The organism is Planomonospora alba (genome assembly GCF_039534085.1).
Taxonomy (GTDB): domain Bacteria; phylum Actinomycetota; class Actinomycetes; order Streptosporangiales; family Streptosporangiaceae; genus Planomonospora_B; species Planomonospora_B alba.
In genome coordinates this window covers 13,047-29,315 of the sequence record NZ_BAAAUT010000045.1, presented here as the reverse complement: position 1 = coordinate 29,315, position 16,269 = coordinate 13,047, and the positions used below count along the sequence as shown (strand labels likewise).

Genomic DNA, 16,269 nt, shown 5'->3' with positions numbered 1-16,269 from the left:
GCGCGCCGGGCCCGGGGACAGTGACAGGAATGACGATGATCGACAAATTCCTGCCATAGGCTCGGGGGAATGAGCGCCGGTTCCGTCGCCGTGGTCGTGGCCGAGGAGATCGAGGTCCCCTCCTGGGACCTGTACGAGCTGAGCATCCCCTGCACCGTCTTCGGCAAGCCGCAGCCCGATCTCGCCGATCCCTGGTACGACCTGCGGCTGTGCGGGACGGGTGAGCGGCCGCGCGAGGGCCGTGCCGGGCCGGGGCTGACGCTGCGCGCCGCGTACGGGCTCGACGGGCTCGACGGGGCGGACACGGTCATCGTGCCCTCGGTGCCCGACTCCTGCGTCGAGGAGGGGCGGCCGCTGCCGCCCGCGCTGATCGCGGCCCTGCGCCGCGCCCACGCCGCCGGTGCCCGCATGGTCTCCCTGTGCACCGGCGCCTTCGCGCTCGCCGAGGCGGGGCTGCTCGACGGGCGGCGGGCCACCGCCCACTGGATGCACACCGCCCAGCTGGCCGAGCGCTATCCGAAGGTCCGGGTCGACGACTCGGTGCTGTACGTGGACGACGGCGACGTGCTCACCAGCGCCGGGTTGACGGCGGGGCTCGATCTCTGCCTCCACCTGGTCCGGCGCGACCTCGGCGCGCACGTCGCCAACCAGCTCGCCCGCCGGATGGTGGTGCCCGCCCACCGGCCCGGCGGCCAGGCGCAGTTCGTCGACCTGTCCGTGCCGGCGGCCGACGACGAGAGCCTGGTGCCCGCCCTGGAGTGGGCCGGCGCGCACCTGGACCGGCCGCTCACCGTCGAGGACCTGGCACGGCGGGCCGCGATGAGCCCTCGGACGTTCTACCGGCGGCTGCGCGCGGCGACCGGGATGACGCCGATGCAGTGGCTGCTCAACCGGCGCCTGTCCCTGGCGCAGAGCCTGCTGGAGTCGACCGGCCTGCCGATCGCGAGGATCGGGGAGCTGAGCGGGTTGGGGACGGCCAACAACCTCCGCTACCACTTCCTCAAGCAGGTGGGGGTGCCACCGGGCGAGTACCGGCGGGCCTTCCCCGGAGGGCACCGGACCGGGTCCGGTCCCACGGGGACCGGCCCCGCGGACGCCCGGCCGGAGGCCCCGGGGAGGGCGGCCGGCTCCCCGGGGCGCACCGGCGCGTGACCGTAACCCGCCGGACACACTTCTGAGGTGGCGGGTGGGGCGGCGGGGGACGCCCTATGCGTTGAACCAAGCGCTTGCTACGTTCAGTTCATGCTCTCCACGGTCGTCTGGGGCACCGGGAACGTCGGGCGGGCGGCCATCCGGGCCGTCGAGGCCCACCCGGCGCTGGAACTGTCCGCCGTGCTCGTCCACTCCCCCGGCAAGGTCGGCCTCGACGCGGGCGACCTCGGCGGGCTCGGCCACCGCCTGGGGCTGGCGGCGACCGGCGACGTCGGCGCGGTGCTGGCCGCCCGTCCCCGTGCCGTGGTGTACGCCGCCTCCGGCGACGTCCGGCCCGAGGAGGCCCTCGCCGACGTCGTCAGGGCGATCCGGGCCGGGGCCGTGGTCGTCACCCCCTCGCTGTACGCGCTCTACGACCAGCGCAGCGCCCCGCCGGAGCTCCGGGAGCCGGTGCTGGCCGCCATCGCGGACGGCGGCGGCTCGCTGTTCGTCTCCGGCGTCGACCCCGGCTGGGGCAACGACGTGCTGCCGCTGCTGGTCAGCGGGCTGGGCACCGTCGTGGACGCGGTCCGCTGCCAGGAGATCTTCGACTACTCCACCTACGACCAGCCCGACTCGGTCCGCAACCTGGTCGGCATGGGCCGGCCGATGGACTACGAACCGCCCATGATCGCGCCGACGGTGCCGACCATGGTGTGGGGCGGGCAGGTACGGCTGATGGCCCGGGCCCTCGGCGCCGGGCTCGACGGGATCCGCGAGACCGTGGAGCGGCGCCCGCTCGACGCCGCGGTGACCACCGCGGCGATGGGCGTGTTCGAGGCCGGCACCCAGGGCGCGGTCCGGTTCGAGGTGCAGGGGATCGTCGACGGGGAGCCCCGCATCGTCATCGAGCACGTGACCCGCATCCACCCGTCCTGCGCGCCGGACTGGCCGGCGCCGCCCGGCGGCGCCGGGGCGCACCGGGTGATCATCGAGGGCCGCCCGCGCATCGAGGTCACGGTCGAGGCGGTCGACGAGGGCGGCAACCGGTCCGCGGGCGGGAACGCCACCGCGGCCGGCCGGCTGGTGGGCGCCATCGACTGGCTCGCGGACGCCGAGCCCGGCCTCTACGACGCGCTCGACGTCCCGCTGCGCCCCGCGACCGGCAGGCTCGGGAGGAAACGCTCATGAGGATCGACGTCCCCGAGGGCAAGGACCCGATCGCGTACGTGTGGGGCGAGATGGTCCCCGGCATCGGGGCCGCCGCCTCGCACCTGTCGCTCTCGGTGTACGAGCACACCACGCTCGGGCTCCGCGAGTTCGAGGCGGCGCGGCTGCGGATCGCGCAGATCAACGGGTGCGCCTTCTGCCTCGACTGGCGCACCGAGCGGGACGGCCGGAGGGTCGAGGAGGGGTTCGCCGACGCGGTGGCCGACTGGCGCGCCACCGACGCCTTCGACGAGCGCACCCGGCTGGCCGCCGAGTACGCCGAGCGGTACGCCCTGGACCACCACGGCCTCGATGACGCGTTCTGGGCGCGGATGACCGCGCACTACAGCCAGACCGAGATCGTCGAGCTGAGCATGAGCATCGGGGCCTGGCTGGCGTTCGGCCGGCTCAACCACGTGCTCGGCCTCGACACCGTGTGCGCGCTGCCCGCCGGCCCGTCCCCCGCGGGCGGCCGGGCGGACGACGCATCCCGCGGCCCCGGCCGTACGGCCGGGCGCTGACCCCCGCCCTGCGGGCGGCGAGCCGGGAGACGGGCGGCACTCGGGACCCGCCCTCGTCTCCTCGTGATGAGTGAGGACGTCACATGAGCGGCAGCACCTCCGGACACCCCGGTCACCCGGGCATCTCACGCCGTGGATTCATCGCCGGGACCGGCTCCCTCCTGGGGGCCGCGGCCCTCGCGGGGCGCGTCCCCGCGGCCCGCGCGGAGGCCGCCCCCGCGGCGGCCCTGCTCGTCTCCGGGGCCCGCCTCCCGGTCCTGGTGATCGGCACCGGGTACGGTGGCTCCGTCGCCGCCCTCCGCCTCGCCCAGGCGGGCGTCGACGTGCACATGGTCGAGATGGGCATGGCCTGGGACACCCCCGGCCCCGACGGCAAGGTCTTCTGCAACACGCTGGAGCCGGACCACCGGTCGTACTGGCTGCGCACCCGGACCAAGGCGCCGCTCAACTACTTCCTCGGCCTCCCGATCGACCGGGACATCCCCCGCCACACCGGGATCCTGGACGCCGAGGAGTTCGGCGGCATCACGGTCTACCAGGGGCGCGGCGTCGGCGGCGGGTCGCTGGTCAACGGCGGCATGGCGGTCACCCCCCGGCGGGAGAACTTCGGCGCCGTCCTGCCCTCGGTGGACCCCGCCGAGATGTACGGCGTCTACTACCCGCGCGCCAACGCCGAGCTCGGGGTCGGCACCGTCGACCCGGACTGGTTCGACTCCACCGAGTGCTACCGGTACGCCCGGGTGGGCCGCAAGCACGCCCAGCGCTCCGGCTTCCCGTTCGTCTTCGTGCCCGACGTGTACGACTGGGACCACATGGAGCGGGAGGCCGCCGGGACCGCCCCGAAGTCCGCGCTGGCCGGGGAGATCCTCTACGGCAACAACCACGGCAAGAAGTCGCTGCAGCAGACGTACCTCGCCCGGGCCAGGGCCACCGGCAGGGTCTCCGTCTCGCCGCTGCACCGGGTCGTCTCGGTCGCGCCCGCGGGCGGCGGCGGGTACACCGTCGTCGCCGAGCAGCTCGACACCGGCGGCGCGGTCACGGCCACCAAGACCGTGACCGCGGACCGGGTGTTCTTCGCCGCCGGCAGCGTCGGCACCAGCAAGCTCCTGGTCACGCTGAAGGCCACCGGCGCGCTGCCCCTGCTCAACGACGAGGTCGGCAGGGGCTGGGGTGACAACGGCAACGTCATGTGCGGCCGCGCCAACCACCTGTGGGACCCGACCGGCAGGCTCCAGTCGGCCATCCCCTGCGCGGGCATCGACAACTGGGCCGCCGGCGGGGCGTTCGCCGAGGTCGCGCCGCTGCCCACCGGGATCGAGACCTACGCCTCGTTCTACCTGACGATCACCGCCAACCCGCACCGCGCCCGGTTCTCCTGGAACGCCGCGGCGGGCAGGGTGGAGCTGGACTGGCGGACCGCCTGGAAGCAGCCGTCCATCGACATGGCCAGGACCATCTTCGACCGGATCAACGCCAAGGAGGGGACGATCTACCGGACCGACCTCTTCGGCGTCTACAAGATCTGGGGCGACCACCTGACGTACCACCCGCTCGGCGGCGCGGTGCTGGGCCGGGCCACCGACCACTACGGCCGCCTGACCGCCTATCCCGGCCTGTACGTCATCGACGGCGCGCTGATCCCCGGCAACACCACGGTCAACCCGTTCGTCACCATCACGGCGCTCGCCGAACGGAACATCGAGAAGATCATCGCCACCGACCTGTGACGACGTCCCGGCGCGGCGGGACCGCCGGGACGGGCCGGACCGCCGGCCGTACGGCGGGCTCCGGACCTGTCGGTGGGGCCTGATAGGACGGGGCCGGACCGCAGGAGAGAGGAGACCCCGTGGAGACCGACGAGAGCGATCTGCCGTACATCGGCGCCCCGGCGCGGCGCGCGCTGGCCGTCGCCGGGCACACCCGGCTGGAGCAGCTCACCGCCGTCACCGAGGCCGAGCTGCTGGCGCTGCACGGCGTGGGGCCGAAGGCGGTGGGCATCCTCCGCGACGCCCTCGCCGGACGGGGCCTGTCCTTCCGCGAGGGGTGACGCCGGCACCGCATGGATATCGGATACCTCTGTCCAAAAAGGGGTAATTCGGATATCTTCCTCGCTGTGATCCGGCTGTTCTCGATCGTGCACCTCCGCACGCTGCTCCTGACGTCCCTCGGCGGGACGGTGGTGATCGCGGTGGCGCTCCGGCTCCTGCTCCGCGGCTGGGACCAGGGTCCCGGCGCCGTCTGGCTCCTCTCCCTGGGCCTGCCGGCCGCGGTGCTGCTGGTGGTGCTGCTCGTCCTGGCGACGACGACGCGGCCGCAGGAGCACCTGCGGGAGATGGAGCGGATGCTCGCCGGACAGGGCTGGGCGCACTGGCACTACGACGAGGACGCCTGGAGGGCCGCCAACGGCGTCGAGTCCCGCCGCGACCGGCGGGACTCCTACACGGCCGCGCTGCTCGCGCTGGCCGTCGGCCTGGTGGCGGCCGTGATCGGGCTCGTCGCGGGCGTGGACCTGTTCGTCTTCGCCGGTGTGCTGAGCGCCGGGATGGCGCTGGTGGCGCTCGCGGCCGTCGCGACCGCGGGCACCGCCCTGCCCGCGCGCGGGAGCCCCCGGGGCGAGATCCACATCAGCCCGCTCGGCGTCTACCGCAGGCCGGGAGGGTACGTCGCACTGCGCTCGCTCGGCACCCGGCTGTGCGGGGTGGACCTCGTCGAGGCCGCCGGCGGGGACCCGGCGGTCCTGCGGTTCACCGCGATGGTGCAGGGCAGGGGCGGCGCCGTGCCGACGCGGCTGGCCGACGTCGCGGTGCCCCCGGGACGGGAGGACGAGGCGCGGGCGCTGGTCCGGCGCTTCCACGACGAGGTGCTCCGGACGGACTGACGGCCCGCGCCGGCCGTCACCGCAGTCGCAGCGCCCGCCGCACCTCCATGAGGGCGAACCCGAGCAGGTTCAGCCCCCGCCACAGCTCCGGATGCGCGGCCCGCTCGTCGTCGGCCGCCAGGCCGATCCCCCAGACGCGGTCCACCGGGCTGGTCTCGACCAGCACCCGCTCCCCGGTGCCGAGCAGGAACTCCCCCAGGTCGGGGTTCTGGCCGAACTTGGCGAGGTTGCCCCGGACCACGAGGTCGAAGCGGGCCGCCTCCCACACCCGCTCGTCGAAGCCGAGCACCCGCCGCCCCAGGTCCTTGGCCTGCTTGGGGTGGCCGGCCGCGACGATCTCCGCCGCGGTCTCCTCGTCGCCGAACAGCCGCGCCTTGCCGGCCATCATGAAGTGCTCCGCGGTGCGGTAGACGACGCCCTCCACGGTGAAGTCCGCCGGCCACCACTGCGACAGGCACCCCGCCCCGACCCCGCCGGAACGCGGCGGTCGGTGCCCCCAGAACATGAGATATCTGACCCGCTCGCCGCGCTCCACCGCCGCGGTCAGGGCCGCCACGTCACGCACGTCCGCCGTCTCCGCCATACCGCGCACCCTGCCACTCCCCCGCCGCCGGTGCCACCCGGTTTTCCCGCCGGCCTGGCCCCGCGCGCCCGGACGGGACCGGCCCGCGAAGGCCGAGACGGCCGCGACGGCGAGCGGGCCGGGCCGCACCGGGATGAACGGCCGCGCGCGGGGTAGAGTGCGCCGCCATGACGGTCGTCGCGAGGACAAGCCGGTGGGCCGGCGGCTTCACCCGGGCCTGGGCCGGCGCGCGGCGCCGGTGGGGGCTGCTCGACCACCTCGTCCGGGCCGCCGTCCACTACGACCGCGCCGACGCGGGCCGCCTGTCCGCGGGAATGACCTACTACGCGTTCTACGCCACCTTCGCCCTGGCCCTGCTCGGTTTCGTGATCGTCGGGCACGTGCTGGACACGCCCGCCGTGCTGGAGCAGGTGGAGCGCTACCTGAGCGACACGTTCCCGCGCCTGGACGTGCAGGCGCTGCGCGACGCCCGCGACACGGCCGGGGCGGTCGTCTCCCTGGGCCTCCCGCTGACCGGGCTGTTCTGGATGGACTCCATGCGCTCCTGCATCCGGGCGGTCTGGGGGCTGGAGCAGTATCCGGGCAACTTCTTCCTGCGGTGGCTGATCGACCTGGGCGTGCTGGCCGCCCTCGGGCTGCTGCTCTCGGTCTCGCTGACCCTGTCCTTCGGCGCGCAGAGCGTGCTGGTCCGGCTGACGGAGCACACGGTGGGGACGGAGGCGCTGCCCGCGCGCTGGACGCTCTCGGCGGCGGCCTTCGCGCTCGGCGTCTGCGTGAACCTGCTGCTGGCCGCGGCGCTGCTGACGCTGCCTCCCCGGCTGCGGCTGTCGCCGCGCCGCCTGGCCGGCCCGGCCCTGATCATCACCGTCGGGCTGGAACTGCTGAAGACCGTCGGCCAGGTCTACTTCACCGTCAACGCCGAGAACCCGGCCTACCAGGTCGTCGCGGGCGCGGTGGGCATGCTGCTCTTCCTGAAGCTGGTCAACGTGCTGCTCCTGTTCGCCGCCGCGTACGCGGCGACCGACCGCCGCGGCTCGGTCGTCGACCTGACCACCGGGCGGCCCGTCGGCGAGCCGCGCACGGAGGTCGTCACCGCACCGGCCATCCCCGAGGTCAGGACGGGACCGCGCCGGACCGGGCCGCGCCGCTACGACTTCCGGTCGCGGCGGGCGCGCTGACCCGCCGCGGCCGACCGGCCGCCCCCCACTGCCGGACGGCCCCGGCGACCGGGCGGCCCCGCGCCGGGCGGCCCTGAAGCGGACATCCCGGAGCGGACGGCCGCCCGCCGCCGGCCCGCCTACTCCGAGGAGAAGGCCGCGTCGAACGCCGCGGCCGGCGGGGTGATCGCGTTGAGGCCGCGGATGTACGCCAGGGCCTCCGGCGCGCCGTGCAGGCGGTCCATGCCCGCGTCCTCCCACTCGATGGAGATCGGCCCGTCGTAGCCGATCGCGTTGAGCGCGCGGAAGCACTCCTCCCACGGCACGTCGCCCCGGCCGGTCGAGACGAAGTCCCAGCCGCGCCGCGGGTCGGCCCACGGCAGGTGCGAAGAGAGCCTCCCCCGCCGGCCGTTGCCGGTGCGCACCTTGGCGTCCTTGCAGTCGACGTGGTAGATCCGGTCGGCGAAGTCGAGGATGAACCCGGCCGGGTCGAGGTCCTGCCAGACCATGTGGGACGGGTCCCAGTTCAGCCCGAACGCGGGGCGGCGCCCGACCGCCTCCAGCGCGCGCGCGGTCGTCTCGTAGTCGTAGGCGATCTCGCTCGGGTGGACCTCGTGCGCGAACCGGACGCCGACCTCGTCGAACACGTCGAGGATCGGGTTCCACCGGTCGGCGAAGTCCCGGTAGCCCGCCTCGACCATCGACGGCGGCACCGGCGGGAACATCGCCACGGTGTGCCAGATCGACGAGCCGGTGAAGCCCACCACGGTCGAAACGCCCAGCCGGGCCGCGGCCCGCGCCGTGTCCTTCATCTCCTCGGCCGCGCGCCGCCGCACCTCCTCCGGGTCGCCCGAGCCCCAGATCCGGGCCGGCAGGATGCCCCGGTGCCGCTCGTCGATCGGGTGGTCGCAGACGGCCTGGCCGACGAGGTGGTTGGAGACCGCCCACACCCGCAGGCCGTACTTGTCCAGCACCTCGCGCCTGCGCTCTGTGTAGGAGTCGTCCGCCAGCGCCTTGTCCACCTCGAAGTGGTCGCCCCAGCAGGCGATCTCCAGGCCGTCGTAGCCCCACTCCGAGGCCAGCCGGCACACCTCCTCGAAGGGCAGGTCGGCCCACTGGCCGGTGAACAGCGTGATCGGTCGCGTCATGCCACACCCGCTCTCATGATTCCGTGCATGGTCAGGGCACCGCCGTCCACCGGGACCCGGAGGCGGCGCTCTCCTCGACGGCGGCGAGCACGCGCTGCACGCGCAGCCCGTCCTCGAAGGTCGGCGAGGGGTCGGTCCCCGCCGCGATCGCCTCCAGGAAGTCCTTCACCTCGTGGACGAACGTGTGGTCGTAGCCGAGCCCGTGCCCGGGCGGCCACCAGGCCCCCGCGTAGGGGTGGTGCGGCTCGGTGACGAGGATCCGCCGGAAGCCCGCCTCCGGCTCGGCCGCGTCGTGGAACCACAGCTCGTTCATGGACTCGAAGTCGAAGGCCAGGCTGCCCAGCGCGCCGTTGACCTCGATGCGCAGGGCGTTCTTGCGGCCGGTGGCGAAGCGGGTGGCCTCGAACGAGCCCAGCGCGCCGCCCTCGAACCGGCCGATGAACAGCGCCGCGTCGTCGACCGTGACCTCCCCCCGTTCCCCGCCGCGGCCGGCGCCCGCCAGCCCGCTGGAGTCCTCGGCGAGCGGCCGCTCCTTGACGAACGTCTCGGTGAGGGCCGACACGCCGGTCAGCGCCTGGCCGGTGACGAACTGGGCGGTGTCCACGATGTGCGCGCCGATGTCCCCGAGCGCCCCGGACCCGGCCTTGTCCTTGCGGAGGCGCCAGACCAGGGGGAAGTCCGGGTCGACGATCCAGTCCTGGAGGTACTGGGCGCGCACGTGCCGGATCTCGCCGAGGCGGCCCTCGGCGACGAGCCGCCGGGCGAGGGCCACGGCGGGCACCCGACGGTAGTTGAAGGCGACCATGGCGCGCACGCCCCGCCCGGCGGCCTCGCGCGCGGCCTCGGCCATCGCCTCGGCCTCCGCGACGCTGTTGGCCAGCGGTTTCTCGCACAGCACGTGCTTGCCCGCGGCGAGCGCCGCGATGGCGATCTCCGCGTGCGAGTCGCCCGGCGTGCAGACGTCCACGATCGCGACGTCGTCGCGGTGGACGAGCCGTTTCCAGTCGGTCTCCACGGCGGCCCAGCCCAGGGACGCGGCGGCGGCGGCCGTACGCTCCTCGGACCGGCCGCCGAGGGCGGCCATGACCGGCCTGACCGGCAGGTCGAAGAAGGCGCCGACGTTGCGCCACGCCTGCGAGTGGGCGCGCCCCATGAAGGCGTACCCGACCATGCCGACCCCGAGTGCCGGCCTGCTGTCTGACACGTGATCTCCCCCCGGATCAGGATTCGAAGCCCAGCGGCAGGTACTTGTCCACGTTCTCCTTGGTGACGGTCTCTGAGGCGAGGGTGATCGACTGGGGCACCTCGTTCTCCACCAGGTCGCTCATGCCCTTGCCCTGCGCGATCAGCCGGGCCAGCTTCACCGCCGAGGCGGCCATCGACGGGCTGTAGGTGACCGTCGCCTCCAGCACGCCGCCCGCCTGGATCTCCCGCATCGCGTTGGCCGAGCCGGCGCCGCCGACCATGAAGAACTCGTTGCGGCCCGCCTCCTTGATCGCGGCGAGCACGCCGATGCCCTGGTCGTCGTCGTGGTTCCAGATCGCGTCGATCTTCTTGTGGGCCTGCAGCAGGTTGCTCGCGACCTGGGTGCCGGACTCGACGGTGAACTTGGCGTCCTGCTGGGCGGTGACGGCGTAGCCGTACGTCTTGAGCGCGTCGGCGAAGCCCCTGCTGCGGTCCTGGGTGAGCGGGAGCGTGGCGATGCCCTGGATCTCCAGGATCACCGGGTCCGCCACGCCCTTGTCCTTCAGCTTCCTGCCGATGTAGTGCCCGGCGGCCACGCCCATGCCGTAGTTGTCGCCGCCGATCCAGGTCCGGTAGGAGAGCTTGTCGGGGAAGACCCGGTCGAGGTTGACGACCGGGATGCCGGCGTCGGTGGCCCGGCGGGCGACCTGGTTGAGCTGCTCGCCGTCGTTGGGCAGGATCACCAGCGCGGCGACCTTGGCCTGGATGAGCGTCTCGACGGCGGAGATCTGCTGGTTGATGTCGTTGGTGGGCTCGACCGGCTTGAACTCCACGTCGGAGTAGCGGGCGGCCTGCTCCTGGGCGTTCTTGGCGATGGCGGCGATCCAGCCGTGGTCGGCGGCGGGCGCGGAGAAGCCGATCACCACCCGGGTGCCGGGCCGGTCGTTGTCGGTGCCGCCCGCGGCCGTCTGCTGCGGCGACGGGGCCGAGGCGGGCTGGGCGGGTTCGTTGCTGGTGCAGGCGGTCAGCAGGGCTCCTGCGCCGGCGGCGGCTCCTGCGACGAGGAAACCGCGCCGGGCGACGTTCTTGGGCATGGAACGTGCCTTCCTTCCGGTTGGGGGGTGCGGGCCGGGCCGCGGGGCCCGGCCGGGTGCGTGGTCCGAGGGCTGGGTGCCTGGTCCGGGGTCTAGGTGCGTGGTTCGAGGCCGCGCCGCTGGAGGAGCACGGCGACGACGATGATCAGGCCCTTGGCGATGAGCTGGTCGCTGGTGTTGAGCCCGTTGAGGATGAACAGGTCGGTGATGACGGTGAAGATCAGCAGGCCGAGGATCGAGCCGGCGATGGTGCCGCGGCCGCCGGTCAGCAGGGTGCCGCCGATGATCACCGCGGCGATGGCGTCGAGCTCGTAGAGGTCGCCGTGGGTGCTGGAGCCGGTGGTGGTGCGGGCCATGATGATGATCGCCGCGATGCCGCAGCACAGGCCGGACAGGGCGTACAGCAGCACCGTGTGGCGGCGCACGTCGATGCCGGCGAGCCGGGCGGCCTCGGGGTTGCCGCCGACCGCGTAGGTGCGGCGGCCGAAGGTGGTGCGGTTCAGCACGAGCCAGCCCGCGACCACGACGAGGGCGAAGACGTAGACCAGCAGCGGCAGGCCGAGCACCCGGGTGGTGGACAGCTCGACGATCGCGTCGTTCTCCGGGCGGACGAGCTGCGTCCTGCGGTCGGACATGCGCTGGGCGAGGCCGCGCGCGGCCACCAGCATCGCCAGCGTGGCGATGAACGGCACCAGGCGGCCGTAGGCGATGAGCAGCCCGTTGACCAGCCCGGCGCCGGTGCCGACCAGGATCGCGCAGACCGCCATGACGAGCGGGCCGTACGACTGGGTGGCCAGCGTGGTCGCCCAGACCGAGGCGAGCGCCATGACGGCGCCGACCGACAGGTCGATGCCGCCGCCGATGATGACGAACGTCATGCCGACCGTGATGACGCCGATGGTGGAGGCCAGCGCGAGGATGCTGACCAGGTTCGACGAGGTCGCGAACGTCTCCGGGGTGGTCACCAGGCCCACGACCGCGAGCAGCAGCAGCGCCGCGACCAGCCCGAGGTGGCGGGTGCGGCCCAGCCGCGCGAGCAGGGACGCCCCGGCGGACCGTGCCGCCCCGTCGGGCGGGCTCTGCCGCGGTGACCCCTCCACGGGCGGTACGGCCCCGGCGCGTGCGTCCGTCACAGCGCACTCCCTTCCATGATCATGTCCAGTACGCGGGCCTCGTCGAGCTCGCCGGCGACGGCCTCGCGGATGACCGCGCCCTCCCTGAGCACGAGCACCCGGTCGGCCAGGCCGAGGACCTCGGGCACCTCGCTGGAGACCAGCAGCACACCGATGCCCTCGTCGGCCAGGCGGCGGATCACCGCGTACAGCTCCGCCCTGGCCCCGACGTCGACGCCGCGGGTCGGCTCGTCGAGCAGGAGCAGCCGGCGGCCGCGGCCGAGCCAGCGGGCGAGCACGGCCTTCTGCTGGTTGCCGCCGGACAGGGTGCGCACCGGCCGGTCGGGGTCGGGCGGCCGGATGTCCAGCTCCCGCACCAGGCGCTCGGCCTCCGCGCGCTCGCGGCGGCGGTCGATCCAGCCCAGCCGGGCGAAGCGGCCGAGCCCGGCGATCGTGATGTTGCGCGCCACGCTCTCGTCCAGCAGCAGCGCCTGCGCCTTGCGCTCCTCCGGCGCCAGCCCCATGCCGAGCCGTACGGCGCGCGCCGTGCTGCCGGGCCGTACCGGCTCGCCGTCGAGGAGCACCCGGCCGGCGCTGGGGCGGCGGGCGCCGTAGACCGTCTCGATGATCTCCGAACGGCCCGAGCCGACCAGTCCGGCGAGGCCGACGATCTCGCCCTCCCGGACGGTGAACGAGACGTCGGCGAAGCGGCCGGGCAGCGTCAGGTTCTCCACCCGGAGCACCTCGCGGCGGCCGTCCCGGGCGCCGGGCGCGGGCCGGGGCGGGAAGACGTACTCCACGTCCCGGCCGGTCATGAGCGAGACGATCGCGGAGGTGGGGGTCTCTCGGGCGGGCAGGCCCACCGCGGCCGTCCTGCCGTCCTTGAGCACGGTCACCCGGTCGCCGATCTCGCGGATCTCCTCCAGCCGGTGCGAGATGTAGACGACGGCGACGCCGCGGGCGGTCAGCTCCCTGATGACGCGGAACAGGTTGGCGACCTCGTCGTGGGCGAGCGCGGCCGACGGCTCGTCCATGACGATCAGGCGCGCCCGGTGCGAGAGCGCCCGCGCCATGCTGACCACCTGCTTGGCGGCGGCGGGCAGCCGGCCCACCTCGGTGGTGGGCCGCAGCTCGCCGTGGCCGAGCCGGCCCAGCAGCTCGGCGGCGGCCCGGTTCGCCTGGCGGGGCCGGGTGAAGCCGAGTCGGGCGGGCTCGTGGCCGAGGAAGACGTTCTCGGCGATCGTCAGCCCGTCGACCAGGTCGAGCTCCTGGTAGATGGTGGAGACGCCGGCCCGGATGGCCGCCACCGGCCCGGCGAACCTGACCCGCTCGCCGCCGAGCTCGATCGTCCCCTCGTCGGGTCGGTGGGCCCCGGCGAGGATCTTGATGAGGGTGGACTTGCCCGCGCCGTTCTGCCCGAGCAGGCAGTGCACCTCGCCGGCCCGCACGTCGAGGTCGACGCCGTCCAGCGCGCGCACGCCCGGGAACCGTTTGACGATCCCGCGCATGGTCAGCAGTTCGCTCATGGGGCCTCCGTCCCGGCCGGAACGCCGCGGTCGCGTCGCGGAGAGGACGCCGCGGAGAAGACGTGGTCGCTGACGAGCCGGGCGCCCCCGATGACCCCGGCGGTGTCGCCCAGCTCCGACAGCACGATGGGCAGGTTGCCGGTGGCCAGCGGGAGCGACCTGCGGTAGACGACGCTCCTGATCTCCGCCAGCAGCACGTGGCCGATGCGGGCCACCCCTCCCGCGATGATCACCAGGCCGGGGTTGAAGAAGCTCACCAGGCTCGCGAGGACCTGGCCCACCTGCCGCCCGCCGTCCCGGACGAGCCGGACGGCGGCGCCGTCCCCGAGCGACGCGGCGGCGGCGACGTCCCGGGCGGTGAGTTCCCCGGCGACCGCGAGGCGCTCGGCGAGGTACGGCGAGCGCGGGGCGATCCTGACCGCCTCCGCGGCGAGCGCGGCCCCGCCGAAGTACGCCTCCAGGCAGCCGGTGTTGCCGCAGGTGCAGGTGGGCCCCTGGTCGGCCACCCGGATGTGGCCGATGTCGCCGGCGCTGCCGGACACCCCCCGGTAGATCTGGCCGCCCGCGACGATCCCGCAGCCGATGCCCGTGCCGATCTTCACGAGCAGGAAGTCCTCGACCTGCCGGGCCAGGCCCGCGTGCAGCTCCCCCACGGCCATGAGGTTGACGTCGTTGTCGACCACGGCCGGGCAGCCCAGCTCCTGGCTGATCGCCTCCCGCACCGGGTAGCGGTCCCAGCCCGGCATGATCGGCGGGGCGACCGGGACGCCCTCGCGGAAGCTGACCGGGCCCGGCACCCCCACCCCGGTCCCGTGCAGCGTGGTGAACAGGCCCTGGTCCTGGAGCTTGCCGAGGAGTGTCAGGGCGCGGTCGAGCACCGCCACCGGCCCGTCCCGCACGTCGCACGGCTCGGCGACGTGGCCGAGGATCTCCAGCTCGCCGTCGGTCACCGCGACGTCCACCGAGGTGGCGCCGATGTCGATGGCGGCGAACCTGAGCTGGGGCGAGAGCCGCACCATCCCCGAGCGCCTGCCTCCGCGCGAGGCGGCCAGCCCGGCCGGCTCGACCAGGCCCATCGCGATGAGGCGTTCGAGTTCGGCGTTGAGCTTGGCGCGGGACAGCGCCACGACGTCGCCGATCTCGGCCCGGGAGCGCGCGCCGTCGCGCAGCAGGCGGAGCAGGGTCGCCTGGTGGACGTTCTCCGGGCGGCTGGGGCTGCGCTTCACAGGTCCTCCCACGGCCGGGTGATTGACCAGAAGGTAAGCCCGTTCGGTCGGTTTGTGAAGACCTTCTCTCTGAAGTCTCTGAACTTTCGTCGATATCAACGAAAGTGGGTACGGCCCGGCGCCTCCGCGCCGGACGGGTGCCTGGCCGGCCCCCGGTCTGTAGGGTCGGCACAGGGAAGGACGATCGGTCGCCGGTGACCCGAGGAGGTCGCGTGCACGACGTGTCAGCACCACCCCTGCACATGCGGCGGGACGGGTTCGATCCCGTCCCCGAGCTCTCCGCGGTGCGCGAGGCCGAGGGGATCACCCGGGTCCGCACCGTGTTCGGCATCGAGGCCTGGCTGGTGACCAGGTTCGAGGACGTCCGGGCGGTGCTGAGCCACCCGGAGCTGTACAGCAACGCGCTGGTCCCCCCGTTCCGGCCGCCCGGCGCGGCGCCGGACGGGGAGGAGGGCGCCGGCAACCTGCTCGGCTCCGATCCCCCCGAGCACACCCGGCTGCGCCGGATGCTCGCCCCGGAGTTCACCGCCCGCCGGATGCGCGGGCTGGAGCCCCGTATCCGCCAGATCGTCGACGAGCACCTGGACGCCATGGAGCGCGGCGGCCCGCCCGCCGACCTCGTGACGGACTTCGCCCTGCCGGTCCCGTCCCTGGTGATCTGCGAGCTGCTGGGCGTGCCGTACACCGACCGGGCCGGCTTCCAGCGCACCTCCCAGCGGATGCTGGACGTCTCCCTGCCGCCGCAGGAGCGCGCGGCGGCCGCGGCGGAGGCCCGCGCGTACATCACCGGCCTGGTCACCGCCATGCGCCGGGACCCCGGCGACGACCTGCTCGGGATGCTCATCCGCCAGCACGGCGGCGAGCTCACCACCGCCGAGCTCGCCGGGATCGGCAGCCTGCTGCTGCTCGCCGGGCACGAGACCACCTCCAACATGCTCTCCCTGGGCACGCTCGCGCTGCTGCGCCACCCCGGCCAGCTCGCGGTGGTGCGCGACGAGCCGGACCGGGTCGAGGGCGCCGTCGAGGAGCTGCTGCGCTGGCTGAGCATCGTGCACGCCGGGACGTTCAAGGCCACCACCACCGAGGTGCGGCTCGGCGGGCGGACCATCGGCCCCGGCGAGCTCGTGATCTGCTCCATCCCCGCCGCCAACCGCGACCCCGCGTTCGTGCCGGACCCCGACCGGCTGGACGTCGGCCGCAACACCCTCGGGCACGTGGCGTTCGGGCACGGCGTGCACCACTGCCTGGGCGCGCACCTGGCCCGGCTGGAGATGCGCATCGCGTTCCCCGCCCTGCTCCGGCGCTTCCCGGGCCTGCGGCTCGCCGGCGAGCCCGTCTACCGCTCCTTCACCGTCGTGCACGGCCTGGAGACGATGCCCGTGGCCTGGTGAGCACCGGCCGGGACGGCGCCGGGGCCGGGGTCCGCGGGCGGACGCCCGGCGCCCCGGCGTGGCGCCTTCACTTTCCCGGATCGCGACTTATGGTCGATATCACCGCCT

Annotated in this window: 15 protein-coding genes; 8 read left to right on the top strand and 7 right to left on the bottom strand. The window is 74.0% G+C overall.

Translation table 11 applies throughout. The features are described 5' to 3' along the window. Positions 1 to 69 precede the first annotated feature (69 nt). From ABD823_RS24725 to ABD823_RS24700, 6 genes are all read left to right on the top strand, one after another. On the top strand, positions 70 to 1,152 hold the full coding sequence (locus ABD823_RS24725) for a GlxA family transcriptional regulator (protein WP_344863538.1): 1,083 nt from the start codon (positions 70 to 72) through the stop codon (positions 1,150 to 1,152). Positions 1,153 to 1,242: 90 nt separating this feature from the next. Beyond that, entirely contained in the window at positions 1,243 to 2,322 is a 1,080-nt protein-coding gene (locus tag ABD823_RS24720) for an NAD(P)H-dependent amine dehydrogenase family protein (RefSeq protein WP_344863536.1), read from the top strand. After that, positions 2,319 to 2,861 carry a carboxymuconolactone decarboxylase family protein gene (locus ABD823_RS24715; RefSeq protein ID WP_344863534.1) on the top strand — a complete coding sequence of 181 codons (543 nt, stop codon included), beginning with the start codon at positions 2,319 to 2,321 and terminating at the stop codon, positions 2,859 to 2,861. Before ABD823_RS24720 ends, ABD823_RS24715 begins: the two co-directional genes overlap by 4 nt. 83 nt (positions 2,862 to 2,944) lie before the next feature. Next, positions 2,945 to 4,588, top strand: a complete 1,644-nt coding sequence (locus ABD823_RS24710; RefSeq protein ID WP_344863532.1) for a GMC oxidoreductase — start codon at positions 2,945 to 2,947, stop codon at positions 4,586 to 4,588. 119 nt (positions 4,589 to 4,707) lie between these two features. Next, positions 4,708 to 4,908, top strand: coding sequence for a helix-hairpin-helix domain-containing protein (locus tag ABD823_RS24705; protein WP_344863530.1), 201 nt, complete (start codon positions 4,708 to 4,710; stop codon positions 4,906 to 4,908). Between the two features lie 66 nt (positions 4,909 to 4,974). Next, positions 4,975 to 5,739: a hypothetical protein gene (locus tag ABD823_RS24700; protein ID WP_344863528.1), complete on the top strand. Its 765-nt coding sequence runs from the start codon at positions 4,975 to 4,977 to the stop codon at positions 5,737 to 5,739. Between the two features lie 16 nt (positions 5,740 to 5,755). Here ABD823_RS24700 and ybiA read toward each other — a convergent pair whose 3' ends face one another. After that, complete coding sequence (ybiA, locus tag ABD823_RS24695; RefSeq protein WP_344863526.1) at positions 5,756 to 6,322, bottom strand: riboflavin biosynthesis intermediates N-glycosidase; 567 nt, start codon at positions 6,320 to 6,322, stop codon at positions 5,756 to 5,758. A 167-nt stretch (positions 6,323 to 6,489) separates the two neighbouring features. Between ybiA and ABD823_RS24690 the strand changes: the two genes are divergently transcribed. Continuing rightward, positions 6,490 to 7,500 carry a YhjD/YihY/BrkB family envelope integrity protein gene (locus tag ABD823_RS24690; RefSeq protein ID WP_344863524.1) on the top strand — a complete coding sequence of 337 codons (1,011 nt, stop codon included), beginning with the start codon at positions 6,490 to 6,492 and terminating at the stop codon, positions 7,498 to 7,500. A gap of 119 nt (positions 7,501 to 7,619) precedes the next feature. Here the strand turns inward: ABD823_RS24690 and ABD823_RS24685 are convergent, their stop codons facing one another. The 6 genes from ABD823_RS24685 to ABD823_RS24660 all read right to left on the bottom strand — a co-directional run bounded on the left by ABD823_RS24685 (position 7,620) and on the right by ABD823_RS24660 (position 14,770). Next, on the bottom strand, positions 7,620 to 8,627 hold the full coding sequence (locus tag ABD823_RS24685) for a sugar phosphate isomerase/epimerase family protein (protein WP_344863522.1): 1,008 nt from the start codon (positions 8,625 to 8,627) through the stop codon (positions 7,620 to 7,622). Between the two features lie 31 nt (positions 8,628 to 8,658). After that, positions 8,659 to 9,831, bottom strand: a complete 1,173-nt coding sequence (locus ABD823_RS24680; protein ID WP_344863519.1) for a Gfo/Idh/MocA family protein — start codon at positions 9,829 to 9,831, stop codon at positions 8,659 to 8,661. A gap of 16 nt (positions 9,832 to 9,847) precedes the next feature. Further along, positions 9,848 to 10,906: an ABC transporter substrate-binding protein gene (locus ABD823_RS24675; RefSeq protein ID WP_344863517.1), complete on the bottom strand. Its 1,059-nt coding sequence runs from the start codon at positions 10,904 to 10,906 to the stop codon at positions 9,848 to 9,850. Between the two features lie 92 nt (positions 10,907 to 10,998). Further along, on the bottom strand, positions 10,999 to 12,039 hold the full coding sequence (locus ABD823_RS24670) for an ABC transporter permease (protein WP_344863515.1): 1,041 nt from the start codon (positions 12,037 to 12,039) through the stop codon (positions 10,999 to 11,001). After that, a complete protein-coding gene (locus ABD823_RS24665) occupies positions 12,036 to 13,544 on the bottom strand; it encodes a sugar ABC transporter ATP-binding protein (RefSeq protein WP_344863513.1) in 1,509 nt (502 codons plus the stop codon). Before ABD823_RS24665 ends, ABD823_RS24670 begins: the two co-directional genes overlap by 4 nt. Then, positions 13,541 to 14,770: an ROK family transcriptional regulator gene (locus tag ABD823_RS24660; RefSeq protein WP_344863511.1), complete on the bottom strand. Its 1,230-nt coding sequence runs from the start codon at positions 14,768 to 14,770 to the stop codon at positions 13,541 to 13,543. Before ABD823_RS24660 ends, ABD823_RS24665 begins: the two co-directional genes overlap by 4 nt. Before the next feature lie 221 nt (positions 14,771 to 14,991). Between ABD823_RS24660 and ABD823_RS24655 the strand changes: the two genes are divergently transcribed. After that, positions 14,992 to 16,161, top strand: a complete 1,170-nt coding sequence (locus ABD823_RS24655) for a cytochrome P450 (RefSeq protein ID WP_344863509.1) — start codon at positions 14,992 to 14,994, stop codon at positions 16,159 to 16,161. The last annotated feature ends 108 nt before the right edge of the window (positions 16,162 to 16,269 follow it).